This is a genomic window from Paraburkholderia sp. BR13444 (assembly GCF_040948755.1).
In the GTDB taxonomy this organism is placed as follows: Bacteria; Pseudomonadota; Gammaproteobacteria; order Burkholderiales; family Burkholderiaceae; genus Paraburkholderia; species Paraburkholderia youngii.
The window spans coordinates 144,345-164,461 of record NZ_JBFPKM010000012.1; the positions used below are offsets into that span (position 1 = coordinate 144,345).

The 20,117-nt window shown below is 59.7% G+C and carries 15 protein-coding genes and 1 pseudogene; 13 read left to right on the forward strand and 3 right to left on the reverse strand.

All coding sequences use genetic code 11. From position 1 onward, the window contains the following. The first annotated feature begins 27 nt into the window (after positions 1-27). From AB3X95_RS28765 to AB3X95_RS28780, 4 genes are all read left to right on the forward strand, one after another. Complete coding sequence (locus AB3X95_RS28765) at positions 28-2,082, forward strand: protein-L-isoaspartate(D-aspartate) O-methyltransferase (RefSeq protein WP_368623200.1); 2,055 nt, start codon at positions 28-30, stop codon at positions 2,080-2,082. Positions 2,083-2,149: 67 nt separating this feature from the next. Continuing rightward, the gene (locus tag AB3X95_RS28770; RefSeq protein ID WP_368623201.1) at positions 2,150-2,470 is read left to right on the forward strand and encodes a hypothetical protein; all 321 of its coding nucleotides are present in this window, start codon (positions 2,150-2,152) and stop codon (positions 2,468-2,470) included. 51 nt (positions 2,471-2,521) lie between these two features. Further along, the gene (locus AB3X95_RS28775) at positions 2,522-3,826 is read left to right on the forward strand and encodes a cation:proton antiporter (RefSeq protein ID WP_184228714.1); all 1,305 of its coding nucleotides are present in this window, start codon (positions 2,522-2,524) and stop codon (positions 3,824-3,826) included. A gap of 209 nt (positions 3,827-4,035) precedes the next feature. Then, positions 4,036-4,452 carry an organic hydroperoxide resistance protein gene (locus AB3X95_RS28780; RefSeq protein WP_176123628.1) on the forward strand — a complete coding sequence of 139 codons (417 nt, stop codon included), beginning with the start codon at positions 4,036-4,038 and terminating at the stop codon, positions 4,450-4,452. A 117-nt stretch (positions 4,453-4,569) separates the two neighbouring features. On the opposite strand, the gene AB3X95_RS28785 is transcribed toward AB3X95_RS28780, so the two are convergent. Further along, positions 4,570-5,304 (reverse strand): ABC transporter substrate-binding protein, encoded by a 735-nt coding sequence (locus AB3X95_RS28785; RefSeq protein ID WP_368623202.1) that lies wholly within the window; start codon positions 5,302-5,304, stop codon positions 4,570-4,572. 41 nt (positions 5,305-5,345) lie between these two features. Further along, positions 5,346-6,239, reverse strand: a complete 894-nt coding sequence (locus AB3X95_RS28790) for a GntR family transcriptional regulator (RefSeq protein ID WP_368623203.1) — start codon at positions 6,237-6,239, stop codon at positions 5,346-5,348. A 582-nt stretch (positions 6,240-6,821) separates the two neighbouring features. Here AB3X95_RS28790 and AB3X95_RS28795 point away from each other — a divergent pair. The 9 genes and pseudogenes from AB3X95_RS28795 to AB3X95_RS28835 all read left to right on the forward strand — a co-directional run. Further along, the gene (locus tag AB3X95_RS28795) at positions 6,822-8,372 is read left to right on the forward strand and encodes a PQQ-binding-like beta-propeller repeat protein (RefSeq protein WP_368623204.1); all 1,551 of its coding nucleotides are present in this window, start codon (positions 6,822-6,824) and stop codon (positions 8,370-8,372) included. Positions 8,373-9,034: 662 nt separating this feature from the next. Continuing rightward, a complete protein-coding gene (locus AB3X95_RS28800; protein WP_176366819.1) occupies positions 9,035-10,201 on the forward strand; it encodes a hypothetical protein in 1,167 nt (388 codons plus the stop codon). 784 nt (positions 10,202-10,985) lie between these two features. After that, complete coding sequence (locus tag AB3X95_RS28805; RefSeq protein ID WP_176123623.1) at positions 10,986-12,251, forward strand: flippase; 1,266 nt, start codon at positions 10,986-10,988, stop codon at positions 12,249-12,251. Beyond that, positions 12,241-13,329 (forward strand): UDP-galactopyranose mutase, encoded by a 1,089-nt coding sequence (glf, locus tag AB3X95_RS28810; RefSeq protein WP_176366818.1) that lies wholly within the window; start codon positions 12,241-12,243, stop codon positions 13,327-13,329. The genes AB3X95_RS28805 and glf overlap by 11 nt, the downstream gene beginning before the upstream one ends. A gap of 41 nt (positions 13,330-13,370) precedes the next feature. Beyond that, complete coding sequence (locus tag AB3X95_RS28815) at positions 13,371-14,465, forward strand: hypothetical protein (protein WP_368623205.1); 1,095 nt, start codon at positions 13,371-13,373, stop codon at positions 14,463-14,465. A gap of 135 nt (positions 14,466-14,600) precedes the next feature. Beyond that, positions 14,601-15,497 (forward strand): DUF707 domain-containing protein, encoded by an 897-nt coding sequence (locus AB3X95_RS28820; RefSeq protein WP_176123620.1) that lies wholly within the window; start codon positions 14,601-14,603, stop codon positions 15,495-15,497. 301 nt (positions 15,498-15,798) lie between these two features. Continuing rightward, positions 15,799-16,644 carry a hypothetical protein gene (locus tag AB3X95_RS28825; RefSeq protein ID WP_368623206.1) on the forward strand — a complete coding sequence of 282 codons (846 nt, stop codon included), beginning with the start codon at positions 15,799-15,801 and terminating at the stop codon, positions 16,642-16,644. Between the two features lie 447 nt (positions 16,645-17,091). Then, on the forward strand, positions 17,092-18,072 hold the full coding sequence (locus tag AB3X95_RS28830; RefSeq protein WP_176123618.1) for a glycosyltransferase family 2 protein: 981 nt from the start codon (positions 17,092-17,094) through the stop codon (positions 18,070-18,072). 216 nt (positions 18,073-18,288) lie between these two features. Next, a pseudogene (locus AB3X95_RS28835) lies at positions 18,289-18,381 on the forward strand (IS6 family transposase); the annotation flags it as partial. Positions 18,382-18,787: 406 nt separating this feature from the next. Here the strand turns inward: AB3X95_RS28835 and AB3X95_RS28840 are convergent. Continuing rightward, positions 18,788-20,077 (reverse strand): MFS transporter, encoded by a 1,290-nt coding sequence (locus AB3X95_RS28840; RefSeq protein WP_176123617.1) that lies wholly within the window; start codon positions 20,075-20,077, stop codon positions 18,788-18,790. Positions 20,078-20,117: the final 40 nt, after the last annotated feature.

The window sequence follows — 20,117 nt, forward strand, 5'->3', positions numbered from 1 at the left end:
GCGCTGCGCATTCGCGAGGAGGCGGCGATGGGCGATTTCGACGAAGCGCGCGCATGGATGGTCGAGCGGCAAATCGTGCAACGCGGCGTGCGCGACGACTTCGTGATCGAGGCGATGCGGCGCGTGCCACGCGAAGCGTTCGTGCCGTCCGATCTGCGCGACTTCGCGTATGACGATACGCCGCTGCCGATTGGCGGCGAACAGTCGATCTCGCAGCCGTACATCGTCGCGAAGATGCTTGCGGCCGCCGAATTGCAGCCCGGCGACCGTGTACTCGACATCGGTACGGGCTCGGGCTATGCGGCCGCGATTGCCGCGGAGATCGCGGGCCGGGTGGATTCGATCGAACGCGACGCGAGCCTCGCCGAGGGCGCGCGCGAGCGCTTGCAGCGGCTCGGCTACGAGAATGTAGAAGTGCATGTCGGCGACGGCACCGCGGGTTTTGCCGCGCATGCGCCGTATGACGCGATCATCGCGGCGGCGGGCGGGCCGCGTGTGCCGCAGGCGCTGCGCGTGCAGCTTGCGGTAGGCGGTCGGCTCGTGATGCCGGTCGGCAGCAGTCCGAGCCGTCAGCGGCTCGTGAAGATCGTGCGGCGCGACGAGCACGACTACGACGAACATGCATTCGCCGACGTGCGCTTCGTGCCGCTCGTCGGTGACGACGGCTGGCCGGCGCCGGGCGGGGTGCCGCATGCGGATTCGCGGCCCACGCCTGAGCCGGCCGCGCCTGAGCCGGCCGTGCCTAAGCCGGCCGCACCTAAGCCGGCCGCGCCTAAGCCGGCCGCACTCGAACTCGCGCTTCGCGACGCGGCCGAACCGTTACCCGACATCGATTCCGCGGAATTCGCGGCGTTTTTCGACCGCTTCGCCGGGCGGCGCGTCGTGCTGCTCGGCGAGGCCAGTCACGGCACGTCGGAGTTCTATCGCGCGCGGGCGGCGATCACGCGACGCCTCGTCGAGCGGCACGGCTTTTCGATGATCGCGGTCGAGGCCGACTGGCCCGATGCCGCGATCATCGACCGGCATGTGCGCGACCGGCCGATGCCCGGCGAACGGTCTCGACCGTTTCGCCGCTTTCCGACCTGGATGTGGCGCAACAACGATTTCATGAGCTTCGTCGCGTGGCTGCGCTCGCACAATGCCCTGCACCGCGACAGCGAGACGCGCTTTTACGGGCTCGACATCTACAGCCTGTCCGAATCGATCGACGCGGTGCTGCGCTATCTGGACAGCGTCGACCCGGCCGCGGCGCGCATCGCGCGCGGGCGTTATGGGTGCCTCAGTCCGTGGCAGAAAGATCCCGCCGTGTATGGGCGCGCCGCGTTGAGCGGCGGCTACGCGCAGTGCGAAGAGCACGTGGTCGCCCAGCTCGGCGATCTGCTGAAAAGCCGGCTCGACTATGCACGGGAAGACGGCGAACGCTTCCTCGACGCGGCGCAGAATGCGCGGCTCGTGGCTGTCGCCGAGCACTACTATCGCGCGATGTATTACGGCGGACCGCAAAGCTGGAATCTGCGCGACACGCATATGTTCGACACGCTGCGTCATGCGCTCGACAGTCACGGGCCGCAGGCGCGTGTGGTCGTGTGGGCGCATAACTCGCATATCGGCGACGCGAGCGCCACGCAGATGGGCCGCGTGCAGGACGAGATCAATTTGGGCCAGCTGTGCCGCGCGCAGTTCGGCGACGCGGCGGCGCTGATCGGCTTCGGCACGCACAGCGGCACGGTCGCCGCGGCCAGCGACTGGGACGGGCCGATGGAAGTGAAGACCGTGCGGCCATCGCTCGATGGCAGCGTCGAATTCAGCATGCACGCCACCGGCCTCGCACGCTTTCTGCTCGACCTGCGGCCCGGCGTGCACGACGCGCTGCGCGAACGGCTGCGCGCGTCGCTGCTGGAGCGCTTCATCGGCGTGATTTATCGTCCGGAGACCGAGCGGTATAGCCACTACGCGGAAGCGTCGCTGGCCGATCAGTTCGATGCGTTCGTGTGGTTCGATCGCACCAGCGCGGTGACCGCGCTGCCCGTTTCCGCCGACGAGAAGTACCACGCGGCTGAGACTTTTCCATTCGGTGTGTGAGCGAGGAACGCGGCTTGCAACGGAGCGGACAGTGCATATCCAGCTTGTCCAAACCGGGGAGCCGCTGATGAACAAGGTTGTACAGCGCTTGACCATTGCCGCGATGTTCAGTGTTGCGAGTGACTTCGTCTGCGCGCAAGCCGTCGAGTGGGCCGGGACTCAGCCGGCTGACGCCGCGCCACCGTTGCTATTCGCGCAGGCCGGCAAAGACGCGGGCACCGAAGGCGGCGCGGGCACAGCAGGCCAGTCGGGCACGCCACCCGGCGAGTTGAGCCGCGACCAGACGAAACGCGAACAGGCGGGGCGCGCGAACCAGGCCGCGGCTCAGCACGGACAGCGCAGTCAGCAGGGCGCGAGCGCGCCCCACGGTGCCAGCCGCGCGCACTAGCGGCGACGCGGCCCGGTTGCCGCCGTCGCCGCTTGCGCGCGCGATTCCGCCATGAGAGACGAACCGGTCTGGTTCCTGCTGATCGGCGCACTGCTCACGTTCATGGCGGTCGCGCGCGGGCCGATCCGCCGCTTGCCGCTGACCGGCGCGATGATCTATCTGCTGGTCGGCGTGGCGGTCGGTCCGGCCGTGTCCGGGCTCGTCGGTGTCGATCTGCTCGCCAATACCGTGCTGCTCGCGACGCTCGCCGAAGTCGGGCTCGTCGTGTCGCTGTTTTCGATCGGCATGCATCTGCGCGTGCGGCTGCGCAATCCATTGTGGTGGTTGCCTCTGCGGCTCGGCGGCCCCGCGATGATCGTCACCGTCGCGTTGATGTTCGGTTTCACCGCCTGGCTGACCGGACGCGCGGACGGCGCGGCGTTGTTCCTCGCGGCAGCGCTCGCACCGACCGACCCAGTGCTCGCCAACGAGTTGCGCGTGACCCAGGCCGGCGACGACGAACCCGTGCGCTTCGCTTTGTCGGGTGAAGGCGGGCTCAACGACGGCGCCGCCTATCCGTTTGCCGTGCTGGGTCTGACGCTTGCCGGCGCGCGGCTGTTCGGCTCCGGCAGCGGCGTGCATTTCGCCGGCTCGGTGCTGTGGGGGATCGTCAGCGCGCTCGCGGTCGGCTGCGTATCCGCAATCGTGTTCGCGCGCGCGATCTTCTTGCTGCGCACCCGCTACGGCGAAGCGATCGGTCTCGACGGCTTTCTCGCGCTAGGGCTGATGGCGACGTCATACGGCGCGGCGCTGCTGGTGCACGCGTATGCGTTCGTGGCGGTATTCGTGGCGGGCGTCGCCGTGCGTCACGAGGAATTGCGCTCGACCGGCGACAAGAATCCGTCCGAAGTGCTCGACGAAGTGCAGCACGGCGAAAGGGCCGATGTCGCGAAAGACCCGGAAAAGGCGCATGCGGTTCTCGCCGAATCGATGATGGGCTTCACGCGCGAAATGGAACGGCTCGCGGAGTTGTCGCTGATGTTGATCATCGGCTGCGTCGTGTCTGCGCATTGGCGCGAGATGCTCGACGTGCGCGCCGTGTTGCCCGCGGTGTTTCTGTTTTTCGTCGCACGGCCGCTGTCCGTCGTCGTCGCGATGATGGGTGCGCGCATCGACAGCAGCCAGCGGTATCTGATGGCATGGATGGGGATTCGCGGTGTCGGCGCGTTTTACTACCTGATGTTCGGCCTCGAATACGCGCGCGGCGCGATGACGCCGCTGCTGCCCGCGGTGCTCGATGCAATCGTGTTGTCGGTGCTGCTGCATGGCTCGAGCGCGAACTATCTGCTGCGGCGGTATTTCGACCGGCGTCGCTGAATGAAGCGACGGGCGCGATGGCGTGCGCGAGTTGCCGCGCGCCGCTCCTTGTATCGCAATGTATCTGCGCGGCCCACGGATACGTGCGCATACCAAACCCGCTGATCCAGACACATGCGAGATACGTCGGCGCGTTCAAATACGTCCAACGCAAGTTCGAGCCCGGATTTGCAGATATCAGATCACTGGATCAACAGGAGTAAGCCACCATGACCCGCATCGAAAACGTGCTGTACACCGGCAAGACCCATACGACCGGCGGCCGCGAAGGCGCCGCGCGCAGCTCGGACGGCCGTCTCGACATCAAGCTGTCGTCGCCCGGCACCTCGGGAGTTGGAACGAACCCCGAGCAGTTGCTGGCTGCCGGCTGGTCGGCGTGTTACATCGGTGCGCTCGGTTTGGCGGCGCGCGCGCTGCACCTTTCGTTGCCTGCCGATACGAGCGTCGATGCCGAAATCGATCTCGGCACCACCGATGGCGCCTATTTCCTTCAGGCGCGTCTGTTCGTCAGTCTTCCCGGTGTCGAGCGGGACGTGGCGCACGCGTTGATCGAGCGCGCGCATCAGACCTGCCCGTATTCAAAGGCGTTGCGCGGTAACGTGGATGTGCAGACTACGCTCGTTTGAGGGTTGGTCAGGGTAGTGTGTGGCGGGGCGGCGCCGAAGTATCGGGCGCGGCTCCGCCTTTCTGTTACGCCGCGACGCAGCGCTTCACACTACGCGGTGTCGGCTTGAAGCCGACCGCTACGCCGCGGGTGCAACGGACGCCCCGGCGATCCCATGCCGCGCGAGCGATTCCGCCACGAAGCCCGACGCTTTCACCTCTTCGACGAACGAACGCAACGCCCGAGCCGCCGCTTCGCCGCGGCTCTTCGGTACACCCATCGCCTGCCGGATCACCATGAAGCGCTCGTCGAGCAGGCGCAGGCCGGCCGTTTGCTTCGCATCGGCTTCGAGTTGCTGCTTCACGCCTGCCGCCACTTCCAGTTGCTGCTCGATGAACGTCGGCACGACACTCGCTGAACTCGGCGCGCGGACGATCTGCGCGGCTTTCAGCTCGCGCGTGAGGAACAGATCGTACGCGCTGCCTTTGCCGACGACGACCCGGTTGTGCGCCTGATCCACATCCTGATTCGACCGCACCGGCGAGTCGTCGCGCACCAGATAGAAGCCTTCGATCAGTACATACGGCGCGGTGAATTCAATCGTTTCGCCGCGCAATGGATCGATCGCGAAGAAGCCGAAATCCGCGCGTTCCTCGCTGACGGCCTGCACCGATTCGGCGGCCGTATCGAATACCACCAGTTCCAGTTCGACGCCTAGTTTCGCGGCGAACGCGCGCGCGAGATCGATCGACACGCCGAACGGCTCGCCGGACCCGGCATGGCGATTGGCGAGGATCGGATTGCCGAGATTGATCGACGCGCGCAGCTTGCCCGTGGGCGTGAAGGCGGTGACGACGGAGGGATCGATAGTCATGGAGGTTCTCGTGGCGACCGCGTTCAGGGCGAAGGGCGGTCTCAGGGTTCAAGGAGTTCGCTGATGCGCGACAGCGCGTCGAGCGTATGCAGCAGATGCTGACGCATCGCTTCCGACGCTTCTTCGTTGCGCTCTTGCTCCAGCAGTTCGAGCAGATGCAAATGCTGCTTCGCGTGTTCGACATAGCGCTCGCGATGCTGCATCGAGCGATACGACAGCAGACGGCGCACGCGGTTCACGCGCCGGATCGTATCGATGAAAAAGCTGTTGCCCGAAGCCTCGACGAGCGACTCGTGAAAGCGCACGCCGCGATCGTGCAACTGGTCGGCGCTATCCGTTTCGATGCCGCCCGCGAGCAGATGCTTCTCCACCTCGCGACACCGCTCCAGCACCTTGCGCTCGAGCCGGTAACCGGGCTCGAGCAGTGCCGCAGGTTCGAGCGCGAGGCGCAGCCGGTACGACTTTAGCAGGCTGTCGGGCGTGGTCAGCATTGGCGAGAACTGCCAGCCATAGCCCGGTTTGCGTTCGGCCCATCCTTCCCGCGCGATGCGGCCGAGCACCGCGGTCAGTTGCGCGCTGGTCAGTCCGTAGCGGGTGCGGATCAGCTGCTCGGAGAATTCATCGGGCAATTCGTTTTTCAGGCGGTCGTCGGCGATCTGGAAATAGGCGCGCGTCACGACGTCGGTCTCGGCGAGGCGCAGTTCGTCGTCCACGTCCGCAAAAGATTCGGAGAGCGGCTTCGCGAGGAAGAAGCCGCGATTCTTTTCCCGCGTCAAGATGCCTTTCTCGTGCAGCAACGCGAGCGCTTCGTTCACGGGGGAACGTGAGACGCGCAGACGGTCGGCGAGCATCTGTGCGGGCAGGTGCGCGCCGGCGTCGAGTCCTTCGCTCTTGATGAGCTCGACAATCTGCTTGGCGATGGATCGATCGATCATTTGGTTTGCCTTCGGCCGCAACGTCAGCGCAGCGGCGGCGGATGGCACGTCGATTGAAAACGGCTCTGGACGGGGTGGCCGGATGTGCCGATCTGCTTCCAGCGAAATCGCGCATTCGGATGAAGCAGCCGAACGGTGTGTGAGCCTTGCATTACTCAATAGGGACAATTCCCCGTCCGCCAGACGGTAGTCCATCGCGGCCATTTCTTGCGGTTGGTTTTAAATGGCGTACGATTAACCTCACGTTAGCAAAGCGCGTATCAATTAGTAGTTCGAGGCGAGAAGTCGCGGTGCGCCGTCTACCCAATGCTAACAGCAATATTTGCAAGAGGTGGCTACATGAAAAGCGCACACAACGTTATCGACGCTTCTCGGCTCGTTGCAGCTTTGATCCTCGCCTGCGCGGCGGGCTCGGGCGCACAAGCGCAAAGTTCGAACGCGGCACCGGCAGCGGCATCTGCGCCGGGTCTTGCAGTAGCCGCTCAGGCGTCGTCAAACGCACTGAACCCATTCCCTCATGGCCCGCACCCGCATGGCGTCGGACCGAAAGTGCCGCCAGCCGCCGCCCTCGATGGATCGGACGTGGACAAACAGAACGGCGGAGACAAGATCAATCCGAATAAATTCCTCGACGATCGCGGGCCGGCGGTGGATACGCCGTACCAGGCTCCCGAAGCAGCGACTGCCGCTACATTGAGCCGGACACCAGGGGCCGTCGCGGCGCCAACCTTTACGACGACCGACTGGCCGACGTTTGGTATGAACAGGCAGCGGACTGGGTATAACCCAGTCGAGACGGTGCTCACCCAGACCAACGTTAGGACGTTGATAAAGCACTGGGACTCACCTGTGCTGGACGGTGCCATCCTGACTCAGCCGGTACTGGCTGTCGGGGTGATGATCAACGGGGTGCCAACCGATATCGTCTATGTTGGGACAGAGGGGAACAGTACATATGCACTGAATGCCGCGACAGGGCATATCATTTGGAAGAGCGCCCCTATCCCTCAAGCTATCTTGACGTCGGCCTGCCAGGGGCTGTTCCAAGGCAAGATCGGGGTGCAGGGCACGCCCGTCATCGACCATGCCGACAACCGGATTTTCGTTGTGAGCGGGCGAGGCTACCTGCATGCGTACAACCTCCAGACCGGCGTGGATCTCCCGGGCTTCAACCTGCTACTTCTCGACCCAAACAACGCTACTCCAAGAACGATGGTCTATGGCGGCTTGACGCTTAGTCCCGACAATTCGTCGATATACGTGGCGACAGCCGGCGACCCCTGCGATACGGAGCCGTACCATGGACAGGTCGTCCGCGCGTCCACCACCAACCCAGCTGCGATTCTGCAACGCTGGTATCCAACCGGCGCAACCGGGCCAGATGGGGGCGGTGTATGGGGTATGGGCGGCGTATCGATTCCGCCGGATGGGACGGTCGTCTATGCACTCACGGGCAACGCATTCGCCCAGCCGGAAAATGCCGCGTTCGCGGAGCACGTCGTGAAGCTCACGCCGACCCTGGCGGTAGCGGCGTCGAACTCGCCGCTTTCTCCGCCCCTCACGGACGTCGACTTCGGCGCTACAGCATTGCTCTTTCAGCGTCCCACCTGCCCGACGATGCTCGCGGCCTACAACAAGTCCGGCAACCTGTTCATTTATAACCGAGCCACTATTCAGCAGCAGGGCCCCATTGAAAAGTTGACGATTTCCCAAACTTCAGCCGACGGCAGCAACATAGGCCTTCCTGCATTCGACCCGGTGCTGAATCGGCTTTACGTCGTGTCCCCTGGCGGTTCGGGGAGCAACAACTTATACCAGCACGGGGTCATTGCACTGTCGATCGACAGCAACTGTACTGTGAACCCCAAACCCGTGTGGACGGCGCAAGTCGGCTTGAACCAAGTCGCGTTCAACCCGGCTATCCCGCCCGTCGCCGCAAATGGTGTGGTGTATTACGCAGACGGTTTGGGCAACGACTTTTATGCATTGGATGCCGCGGACGGGACCATACTCTTCCACGACCAATACACGCCAGCTCAAAACGGCGAGGGCAACTTCGCGTCGCCGATGGTCGTGAACGGGCAAGTCTTCGTCGCTGGTGGCGACCACGTGGTTCATGCCTATGGCCTCTGACTGCTAAACCCGTTAGCGAAACGTAACTTTTTCGCAAGCATAGCCACTCTGCTCTGATTGCGCGCAGTGATTCGCAGTATCGCGCCGCTGCGCGCGTCCTTCTGACCCCTCGCAATTCGATGACGTCGAGGCGTTCCCGGCGCGCGCGCCGCATCGCGCCGTCGCGGTGACGCGCGCGAGTCGACGTTGCTCTCGCACGCAAATACAAGGCTCCCCGGGCTTCTAAACGTAGCGCGAGTTGGGCATCATGATGGCCATGCCGCCCACCGCCATCCCTGTCGCGGAATTGCCGATCGAGCCTGATGCGCTACAGGCGTTCGCGCTCGAACAGAGCGCTTTGCGCGCTGTGTGCGCAAGATCGTGGCCGGTCGGCAGTTGTTTGCCTCAATACTTAAAGTAACCGTTCGCCGCCGAGAGGAGGGGCGACGCGCTATGGAATGCGACTTCATTTCATCGTTGCTTGTACTATGATGAACCGGCGTGTCCCCGTCTTGTCTCTTTAGTAGCCGCGATCGGTGCTGCACCCTGAGGCGCGGTTATTAGCATCGGCACTCTTGGTGTTCGTAAATTCGTGATGTAGACGACGCCAAATTCAGTGTGTCCCGATACTCGCATGTATGTTCCTTAGACAATGTGCTCGTCGGCACCTACGAAGGAGAAGCATGACTGCATCCCGTTCTAACGCGGCGTCGAGGCGAGTCGCTATTCTGGTCCTGCTCTGTCGCGACTACGCAGCGCTCGAACTAACCCTCGCCAGTCACATGGCGTACCGGCCAACAGGCGTAGAGTTCATCCTGCTTCAGAACTGTCGGGGCGGCTATGACGCGGAACGCACGCTTGCCGTCGCGCGGCGCTACGCAAGGCTTTTTCCGGGCGTCGTTCGGGTCGTCGACGACATTCCGCCTGGTCCACCCTATCGCACGATCAAAAAACTACTCTCGCAGCCGGCGTTCGCCGAAATCGACCTGATCTGCAAGGTGGACGACGACGCGTTCCCGATCGCCGGCGGGTGGCTCGACAAGATGCTCGCCACGTACGACGCGGCGGAAAAGGAAAGCGGGAACGGGCTTGCCTACGTCACCCCGCTCATCAACAACAACAACTGGGGCTTCCCTGAGGTGATGCGCGTGATGAACCTGGAGCGCGAGTACTTCACGAACCAGGCGCATCCGCATTTCGTCGGGGCCGAGGGGGACAAGCGCTTTCCGCTGCGAATCATCCCTGCGGAGCAGATCGAGATCGGCACCAATGGCACGATATGGGGCTATCCGCACATCGCGCGCTGGCTACATGAACGGACCACGCTGCAGCCTGATGCTTTCATCGCTGCGACTCGGGACCTCGAACCTTGCGAAGTGCCGGCAGAATCGCGCTATTCGATCGGCTGCATTCTTTTTCGCAAGGGGTTATGGGACAAGATCGACGACGGTGGGCAGGACGACGAGCACATGATGCATATGTACTGTGCGCGACACCAACTGCGAATCGTTTGTACGCGCAGCGTGCCATTCGTGCACATCGCGTACTTTACCCAGCGCGAGGAGAACCGCGACATCGTCGATGCCGCTCGCGCGCTTTACGACGGGAGGCTTGGCCATCCCTTCCCGATTTCACTCTACGCGGACCGTGAACGCGATATCGAAGCGCGGTTGCGCTGGCTCGAAGACCACCCGCCGCAGGCCACCCAGGGGACGCTTCAAGCGTCGAAGCGTGTCAGTCGCGCGATCTATCGGCGAGTGCGCACGCTGTGGAAAAACGGTCGCCGAGCGTGGTATGTCGTGACTGGCAAGCGCGATGCGACGAGCGGCCGGAGGTCTCCGTCATCATGACGTCTGCTATTGCTTCATGAGAAGCCTTCATCGCCGCTGACCCTGCGAAATGCGCCATCTGGCACATAACGCAGAGCATGCGCTGCTATCTATCGAATCGCGTGCGCGCAGCGCTTGCTCATGGCGGTGATTCTCGTACCGTCTAAACCGATGGCGCCGAAGTGGCCACAGGAGGCCCCACCAAACGAGTGGCAGAGGCTACTTTGTCACCCGGAGATAGCAACAGCAGCGAGGCAGACGCGTAAAGGTACTCCCAACCATCCCATGGCGACGCTCTCACGCCGGTTTGTGGATATCTATTGGCATACCTGCCTGAGCCACTATCGAAGTGGTGGAATGCGCCAATACCTCTCCAATTTGTGCCGGTTGATGACATTGGTGCAGCGAAGCATGTACAAATTTCTAAAGTACTTCGTTTCCTGGCCGCAGCTGGTCGACCTTTCGTGTGATTGCGCCGCAACGGCACAAACCCGTTTTACCTAATCAATTGTCTGCTTATTTCAGCTCCTGGCGATTCTGGTGGCGACTCGTTTACGGTGCGCCACGAATTTCATCCGAGTCGGACAACAGTGACGCATCCGCGCCCGACCAGTGCGGACTTGCGGCTTATTGCCGGTAGCGGTGGCTTCCTCGGACGAAGAGTCGGGGAGCCGGTAGCAAGGCCCAACCGGCGTCGGCCTGATCAGGTATTCGCTTCCGCGGAGACCTACTCGCACTCCGCCAAGGGGATATAAAGATATGTCTCCAAGCGATCCTTCATCGATGTATTGACAACGGCTAACTCATGACGAGTCCCCTCCGACACAACATCGTTGCGCTGTCAGTTCTGCAAGCAGCCAACATGCTGCTGCCGCTTGCAACATTTCCCTACCTGTTGCGTGTTCTGCGCCCGGAACACTTTGGTGCGTACGTCTTCGCGCAAGCCTTAGTTGGTTATCTCGTGCTGCTGACGGACTACGGTTTTAACTGGTCAGCGACTGCTCAAGTCGCACGGGTCCAAAAAGATCGGCACGCGGTATCGAAGATCTTTTGGGCGACGCAAGGCGCAAAGGCGCTTATCGCTGTGGTCTGCTTCGCCATCCTGCTTGTAGCGGCGTTCTTCGTAGCAAGATTGCGCGAACTGCTGCCGGTTCTGCTGGCTACCTATCCGGTCGTTATCGGAACGGTCCTGTTTCCACAGTGGCTCTTCCAGGGCCTGGAGCAGATGACGTTTACTACGGTCTCCACGTTGAGCGCGCGGGTGCTACTGCTTCCGCTAACGTTCTTCCTGGTGCACTCGCCGGCCGACACGTGGATCGCGTCGCTCATCAGTTCGATGAGCGTGATTGCTGCCGGAGTCGTCGCATCGATCCTGATCGCAAAAAACCGACTGATCATCCCCTTGATGCCGAGCATGGCGGACGTCATCGAAGCGCTTCGTGAAGGCTGGCACATGTTCATTTCCACGGCAGCGATCAGTCTGTACACAACCACTAATAGCGTGGTGCTTGGATTTATTGCGGGAGACGTCGCTGTCGGCTACTTTGGCGTAGCCGACAAGATTCGGAACGTCGCCCAGGCGCCGCTCGTACCGTTCGCCAACGCAATTTACCCGCGCGTGACGGCGCTCTTTTCCGAAGACTCCGATAAGGCGTTTGGCCTGGTGCGCAAGATGCTCTACCTGGGGGGCTCGACCATGTTACTGGCTTCGGTCGCGCTCTGGGCCGGCGCCGATTTGATCATTCGCATCGCCGTGGGCCCTGGGTACGAACCAGCGGTCATCGTCCTTAAGTGGATGGCCCTCCTGCCGCTGCTCATCTGTTTGAACAATGTACTCGGCGTTCAGGTGATGCTGCCGCTCGGCATGAAGAAGAGAGTCAGCGAGATACTGGTCGTCTGCGGCTTGATCAACCTTGCCCTGCTCGTGCCTCTTGCATCGGCTTATGGCGCTCAGGGCGCGGCAATGTCGGTGTTTGCCACCGAATTTCTGGTTACGGCCTTAATGGCTCTCCACCTGATCAAATGCAAGATTCCAGCTTTTTATACGAGGATGCGCAGAGATGAATTATGACTTCCTTATCGTAGGCGCCGGCTTTGCAGGCGCGGTCTGTGCCGAACGTCTGGCGGCAAGCGGCAAGCGTGTGCTGGTCGTAGACAAGCGAAATCATATTGGCGGCAACGCATATGACCGCGAGGATGAGAACGGTGTGCTGATCCATCCGTATGGTCCGCACATCTTTCATACGAACAGTAAGCGGATATTCGAGTACCTGTCGGGTTTTACCGATTGGCGCTTCTACGAGCATCGCGTAAAGGCTTATGTAGACGGGGATCTGTATCCAATACCGATCAATCGCACGACGATCAACAAGCTATATGGCCTCGATCTGAGCGAGCAGGACACGATAGCGTTCCTTGAGTCGGTACGTGAAGCGCGAGAGGTCAATACGACCAGCGAGGACGTGGTGCTGAGCAGCGTTGGCCCGGATCTGTGCGACAAGTTTTTCCGTGGCTATACGCGCAAGCAATGGGGACTCGATCTGTCTGAATTGTCTGCGGGTGTCGCTGCGCGAATACCAACGCGTTCGAACGACGACGACCGGTACTTCACCGATACTTTTCAATTTATGCCGGCGCACGGCTACACCGCGATGTTCGAAAAGATGCTTGACAGTCCAAATATCGACGTGCGTCTGTCGACCGACTATGACGTGGTGAAAGCGAATATCGAATGTGGACACGTTGTGTACACTGGTCCGATCGACGCGTATTTCGGGTATCGGTTCGGCAAGCTTCCGTACCGCAGCCTCCACTTTCAACACCAGCATCTGAGCGACGTGGAGCGTTTTCAGACGACGGGTACCATCAACTATCCGAACGATCACGAATATACGAGGATTACTGAGTTCAAGCACCTCACCGGGCAACAGCATCAGGGGACTTCGATTGTAAAGGAGTATCCGCGAGCCGAAGGCGAGCCGTACTACCCGATTCCACGCAAGGAAAACGAGGCATTGTTCATGCGCTACAGCGAGCTCGCGGAGACAGTTACCGATGTGACTTTTGTGGGCAGGCTGGCGCAGTATCGCTATTACAACATGGACCAGGTCGTTGGTGCGGCGCTCAAAGCAGTAGAAACACTCGTCTAAAGGAGCAGTAATAAGATGTACTCGTCCTACGAAGGAGAAGCATGACTGCATCCCGTTCTAACGCGGCGTCGAGGCGAGTCGCTATTCTGGTCCTGCTCTGTCGCGACTACGCAGCGCTCGAACTAACCCTCGCCAGTCACATGGCGTACCGGCCAACAGGCGTAGAGTTCATCCTGCTTCAGAACTGCAGGGGCGGCTATGACGCGGAACGCACGCTCGCCGTCGCGCGGCGCTACGCAAGGCTTTTTCCGGGCGTCGTTCGGGTCGTCGACGACATTCCGCCTGGTCCACCCTATCGCACGATCAAAAAACTACTCTCGCAGCCGGCGTTCGCCGAAATCGACCTGATCTGCAAGGTGGACGACGACGCGTTTCCGATCGCCGGCGGGTGGCTCGACAAGATGCTCGCCACGTACGACGCGGCGGAAAAGGAAAGCGGGAACGAGCTTGCCTACGTCACTCCCCTCATCAACAACAACAACTGGGGCTTCCCTGAAGTGATGCGTGCGATGAACCTGGAACGCGAATACTTCACGAACCAGGCGCGTCCGCATTTCGTCGGTGCCGCCGGGGACGGTCGCTGTCCGATGCGAATCATCCCTGCGGAGCAGATCGAGATCGGCACCAATGGCACGATATGGGGCTATCCGCACATCGCGCGCTGGCTACATGAACGGACCACGCTGCAGCCTGATGCTTTCATCGCTGCGACTCGGGACCTCGAACCTTGCGAAGTGCCCTCAGAATCGCGCTATTCGATCGGCTGCATTCTTTTTCGCAAGGGGTTATGGGACAAGATCGACGACGGTGGGCAGGACGACGAGCACATGATGCATATGTACTGCTCGCGGCACCGGCTGAGAATCGTCTGTGCGCGCAGCGTGCCGTTCGTGCACATCGCGTACTTTACCCAGCGCGAGGAGAACCGCGACATCGTCGATGCCGCTCGCGCGCTCTACGACGGGAGGCTTGGCCATCCCTTCCCGATTTCACTCTACGCGGACCGTGAACGCGATATCGAAGCGCGGTTGCGCTGGCTCGAAGACCACCCGCCGCAGGCCACCCAGGGGACGCTTCAAGCATCGAAGCGTGTCAGTCGCGCGATCTATCGGCGAGTGCGCACGCTATGGAAATGAGCAAGGGTGCGCGTCGCCGGGCGGAGTATGTCGTTTCGTGATTTCGCGCGGTTGGTGTCAGTCAAATGCAATTCTTCGCCAGTGACTGTCTTTACGTGCCGCGCAATCTGCTTCTACGCATAGGGAAATTGAAAGATGAACAAGTACCTGGTCGTTCTGAGGTGTGGAGACAGTTCCTTGCATCCGCAATGGTTCAGCGGCGGACAGGCGCCAAACTTTGATTTGGTGCTGAGTTACTACGGGAAGAACGAAGATTATGCAGACATCTTTGCCAAAGCCATACATCGATTCAAAGGATCAAAATGGGAAGGTCTTAACGACTTCATGTTGCAAAATGCCGAATTGATTCTGCAATATCGTTACATCTGGCTCCCGGACGACGACATCCTGACGGATGTTCAAACCCTGAACGACTTCTTCGAGTATGTAGAACGAGAGAATTTCGCACTCGCGCAACCGTCTCTCGACGAGAGAAGCTATTTCGGTCACCAAACGACGTTACAAAACAGGGAGTTTGAATTTCGCGAAACAAATTTCGTGGAGTTGATGATGCCATGTTTATCTTCGAATGCTTTGCATGCGATAAAACACAGCTTCGGGATGAACAAATCAGGCTGGGGCCTCGATTTCTTGTGGCCCAAGTGGGTCGCTTCTTTTGGAAAGGTTGGCATTATTGATCGTTTTTCCGTGTTCCATACACGCCCGGTCGGTTCGGCTGGGAGCGGCATGGGAGACGATTCAAGGACGAGCCCAATTTTTGAATTGAATCAGACGCTCGCGCAATACGGGATGCTGGACACTCCGATAAAGGTCATTCGTGGCAAAACAAGAGATGTAGGCAAATCATATGCGAGCGGTCGACTGGGCAATCCAATGTTGTTCATTCATGCGGTAAAGGGCAGCAATCCGGTGCGACGGAAAGATATCGTCAGTTTTATGAGGTTGCTGAAAGAGTATCTCCCGTGGCTTCATCATATCAAGCGCACAACGTGGCCAATACATCCGGCTCCGGAAAGGCGCTCGAGCCGTTGAGAATGATAATGGGCGCCTCAGAATGAGTTCAAAGCCGTCGGCAGTGTGGTGAACGTCGAGATCGTCCTGGCGATGGAGGAGATCTTCGATTAAATGATTAATTAGCCACACCCAACCATTGGCGACATTAGTCGGGCGAAAAGAGACATGCTCTATGGATCGCATTTAGTTCTGTATAAACTCTCGTATCGCGTAGTCCGTTGCAACCACCTCCTCGCGTACGGCCACGCTACCTCGAGTCTCCAATGGTATGCAGCAACGCAGCGATGCTCTCAACGAAGCAAATCGAGGAGGGTAAATTATGAGCGATGCAAAATTTGCAACGTTCTGGAATGGTCCGGAGTTATCTCCTTATGAAATCGCTTGTTTGAATACGTTCACTGCTAATGGCAGCGAAATCGCTGTATATAGTTACAAACCCATCAGCAACTTGCCAAGAGGCGTGATCGAAAAGGACGCCCGGTCGATCCTTTCTGCCGACTCGCTGAGCGCTTTTCCCGGTAATGGCGTTCCTTCAATGGCGCATTTCACAGATTATTTCCGGTTGATAATGTTTACCAAAACGGATGAAATCTGGGCGGACACAGATATTCTTCTCCTGAGACGATTTGACCTGAACATTGCGGGCGACTTGGTCGGCCGGGGAAAGCCAGATCTGCTTTGCACCGCACTCCTGCGCCTCGACCCGAGGAACCCACGGTTGGGTGAGCTAATTCAGCGGGTAGAAGCGATGGAAAACACGCATATAAAATGGCGTGCTACTGGCTCCAATATTTTGACGGAAGTCTACGGTGCAAAGGCCGGCTTGCCTGAAAAAGTGTTTTATCCGGTGCATGCCGATTCCTATTATAAGGTATTTTTGCCCCACTATTTCGAAGAGTGCGCTGCGCTTTGCACTAATGCATATACGCTTAAACTTTGGAATAATCTTGTGGTTAAGCTTGGCGTGTTCAAAAGGGTCTGTCCACCAGAGGGGTCATTCCTGCATCACGTGTTTGCCAGTACTGGCTCCGATCAGCTTTTCGACGAGATCTACCCCGCGGATGTGATGCAGAGGTTGATCAGTAACGCCGAAGAGAGGGTCGGCCGCGATGAAGGCGTTCGCAAACTCATGCGAATAGCATTGGGGCGCGGGTTATCCAGCTAATTTGACGACACACCGCTCACACACCGGATTAATTGATATCTGTTGGCATATTCGTCTCATCATCGCAAAAACGATTTCATTAAAAAATTCCTATTTGACATACTCGCTTGATCCACTGCCGCAGTGGTGGAATACGCCAATATCTCACCAATTTGCGCCGATTCCTACCATATATTGGTACAGCGATGCATTCTAGTACCTTCGTTCCCGGCCGCATGCTGGTCGACTTTGTCCTGTGATTGCGCCGCGACGGCAAGTTCCGTTTTACCCAATTAATTGTCTGATTATTTCAGTTGCTGGCGATCTTGGTAGACCCAGACTGCCGGCACTTCAGGTCGGCCCGATTTGCTCCCACAACATGATTTGTGATAGTTGATTTCTTCGCGAAGCAGGATTTTGCGATAAGAAGGGTAGTTCACGCCTCGTTTACCTCCAGGAGCATTGTCAATGTCCGCACCGAGAATCAGCGTTCTGCTGCCTATCTACAAGGTCGAGGACTATATCGAGGACTGTCTCGACTCACTGCTGTCACAATCCTGCACCGATTTCGAAATCGTCGCCGTCGACGACTGCAGCCCCGATCGCTCCGGTGAAATCGCTGCCCGGGTTCTCGCGCAACAGGATCGCATTCCGTGGAAGTTGATCAGAAACATCGACAACAAAGGGCTCGCTGAAACGCGAAAAATCGCAGCATCGGAAGCGCGGGGCGACTATGTGCTCTGCGTTGACAGCGACGACCACGTCCATCGCGATCTCATTTGCACCGTGCTGCGCGAAGCCGACCAGTACGACGCCGATGTCGTCATTTTCGCCGCCGAGCGCATCAGTCCCGATGGCGCCGTCAACGCTCGGATCGATTCCGGCGACGGCATTATCACTGGCGTGGAAGCCGTCCAGAAAATTCTCGAACTCAAGCTGCAAGCCTTTTGCTGGAACAAGCTTGTGCGCCGCTCCATCTTCGTCGCAGCCGACCATCCGTGCGGTCTCATCTTCGAAGACGTTTGCGTTTCGGTGCAAACGCTCGCCAACTCGAAAGTGGTACGCCTCATTCCGGACAACCTCTATTCATACATGATCCGTGAATCAGGAATTTCGAGACGCTTCAACCCGCAGGTCGTCGACCTTTTTGCCATCATGGACCGCGTGGAAAAAAATACCGCGTCCCTCCCGATTACCGACTACAAGCGCCTCTTCTTCCGGCTCAAATACAGCTGGGCATTCCGCGCGATCGCGTTTCAGACCGCGATCACCGCGCCGACCTACCGCCTCGCCAGCCCTATTCTGCAAAGCGTATCGGAGAAGCTGCGCGTGAAGCACCTGCTTGGCCTGTTTGCCGATCGGCATCTGAAGCTTTCCATCACTATGACCATGCTCAAGATCCATCCGTGGATCTTTTATTGCGTCGTAAGACGCTTCAACCGCCGCTGACACAGCCGAATGCGCCATCCGGCACATCATTTAACGCCGACCGCGTTGGAGGTGCACGAGATCGCGTGACCGAATCGAACGTACTCTTGTTTCCCCCAACAGGTACGCCGAGAGTACTGGAACTTGTAGTTCATTGTGTCGCTTGCCGCTTACGCATCGCCGACTAGATATTGGGGGCTTTGTCAGGTTGCGAGGCCGGTCGGATAAGGTGGCGTGATGAAGAAATCGAAATCGCTCTATCACGGTCACCGTTTTCCGGCTGGGGTGATCAGCTGCGGGGTTCGATGGACGTTTCGGCTTGCGCTCAGCACGATTTCGAACGCATGTCACGGACGCTCGAAAAGAAGGTATCTGCGATCGAGCGGATCATGGCTGACTGCGACAACGAACTTCGAGCAAATAGCGAACCCGAGGCACTTCCCTATTTCCGCAGAGGAGAGGGCAGGAGAGCCGGAAGCTCTATCGCGACAACGAATCTTATGCGGAAGTGTATGAGGTTGGACAGGCGTCGTTGCGATTCGTCGAGTTTTGGGACTGCATGACGAGAATTACCAGGAACCGATTTGGTGAACTGACAAGGCCAATCAATCAGTAAGCCTGGGTGCTAATCACTCACTGGGTCAACTCCGCTGCATCCCAGTCGTGACAAAAAAAGGGCGGGTGACGCCAATCATGCGTCCCCCGCCCTCCGGTTGTGTCACCGACAAACGCTACATCAATCGCGCAACTTCACCGCCGTCATCCGCGGCATCAACAGATGAATGATGCCCAGTGCAACCAGATACGCCGATGCGCCGACCGTAAACAGCGCCCAATAATTCCCAGTGCGCTGCAAGGTCTCGCCGATCACGCCGGAGAAGAAGAACGAACCGACCATCCCCGCCACGCCGCCGATACCGACCACCGTGCCGACCACCCGCTTCGGAAACACGTCGCCGACCGTCGTGACGAGATTGGCCGACCAGCCCTGGTGCGCCGCCGCCGCGAGACCAACGGCGAGCACCGCCCACCACAGGCTCTGGAATGCCGACAACGTTGCGATCGGCACCACGCACAATGCACAGATGAGCATCGTGAGCTTGCGTGCGAAATTCGGCCGGTTGGTGCGCGCCATCAGATGCGACGACAGCCAGCCACCTGCCACGCTGCCGACCGACGACATCGTATAGATTGCGATCAGCGGCAGGCCCATGTGGGCGATATCGATATGGCGCGACTCATTGAGCCACTTGGGCAGCCAGAACAGATAGAACCACCACACCGGATCGGTCAGCAGCTTGCCGAAGACGAACGCCCACGTTTCGCGGTACTTGAGCACCGACAACCAGCTGACTTTCTGCTCGACGACTTCTTCGCGGTCCGCATTGATGTAGGCGAGTTCTTCCTTCGACACCGACGGATGCTCCGAAGGCTGCCGATAAACCAGCCACCACACCGCCAGCCAGACGAACCCGGTCGCGCCGCCCGCGATGAACGTCGCGCGCCAGCCCCACATCACCGCGGCGATCGGCACGAAGGCCGGCGCCACGATGCCGCCGATCGTCGCGCCCATGTTCCAGAAGCCCGTCGCAAGCGCGCGTTCCTTCTTCGGAAACCACGTGGCGGTAGTGCGGATCGCAACCGGGAAATTGGCCGCTTCGCCGAAGCCGAGCAGACCGCGTACGGCCGCGAAACCAGGCACGGTCGATGCCACCGCGTGCAGCATCGCCGCGAGACTCCACAGCGCCATCGCGCTGCCGTAGACCTTCTTCGTGCTGACGCGATCGGCGATGCGGCCGAAGATCGCGAGACCCACCGCATAGGCGACCGTAAACACCATCACGGTCTGTGCGTACTGCACCTGGTTCCAACCGATATCCTTTTGCAGCAGCGGCGCGAGCAGCCCGAGCATCTGACGATCCATGTAGTTGATCGTCGTCGCCGCGAAAATCATCGCGCAGATGGTCCATCGATATCGTCCGACGGCCGTCCGTGCGGCAGCCGTCGTAGCTTCTAGTGTTTTCATCGAGTCTCCTGAAGGTTTCCGAAAATGTGTCTATATGGTT

Coding starts and splice junctions, on each gene's coding strand:
- AB3X95_RS28765 (WP_368623200.1), top strand. CDS start 28: ATGGGCGATTTCGACGAAGCGCGCGCATGGATGGTCGAGCGGCAAATC.
- AB3X95_RS28770 (WP_368623201.1), top strand. CDS start 2,150: ATGAACAAGGTTGTACAGCGCTTGACCATTGCCGCGATGTTCAGTGTT.
- AB3X95_RS28775 (WP_184228714.1), top strand. CDS start 2,522: ATGAGAGACGAACCGGTCTGGTTCCTGCTGATCGGCGCACTGCTCACG.
- AB3X95_RS28780 (WP_176123628.1), top strand. CDS start 4,036: ATGACCCGCATCGAAAACGTGCTGTACACCGGCAAGACCCATACGACC.
- AB3X95_RS28785 (WP_368623202.1), bottom strand. CDS start 5,304: ATGACTATCGATCCCTCCGTCGTCACCGCCTTCACGCCCACGGGCAAG.
- AB3X95_RS28790 (WP_368623203.1), bottom strand. CDS start 6,239: ATGATCGATCGATCCATCGCCAAGCAGATTGTCGAGCTCATCAAGAGC.
- AB3X95_RS28800 (WP_176366819.1), top strand. CDS start 9,035: ATGACTGCATCCCGTTCTAACGCGGCGTCGAGGCGAGTCGCTATTCTG.
- AB3X95_RS28805 (WP_176123623.1), top strand. CDS start 10,986: ATGACGAGTCCCCTCCGACACAACATCGTTGCGCTGTCAGTTCTGCAA.
- glf (WP_176366818.1), top strand. CDS start 12,241: ATGAATTATGACTTCCTTATCGTAGGCGCCGGCTTTGCAGGCGCGGTC.
- AB3X95_RS28815 (WP_368623205.1), top strand. CDS start 13,371: ATGACTGCATCCCGTTCTAACGCGGCGTCGAGGCGAGTCGCTATTCTG.
- AB3X95_RS28820 (WP_176123620.1), top strand. CDS start 14,601: ATGAACAAGTACCTGGTCGTTCTGAGGTGTGGAGACAGTTCCTTGCAT.
- AB3X95_RS28825 (WP_368623206.1), top strand. CDS start 15,799: ATGAGCGATGCAAAATTTGCAACGTTCTGGAATGGTCCGGAGTTATCT.
- AB3X95_RS28830 (WP_176123618.1), top strand. CDS start 17,092: ATGTCCGCACCGAGAATCAGCGTTCTGCTGCCTATCTACAAGGTCGAG.
- AB3X95_RS28840 (WP_176123617.1), bottom strand. CDS start 20,077: ATGAAAACACTAGAAGCTACGACGGCTGCCGCACGGACGGCCGTCGGA.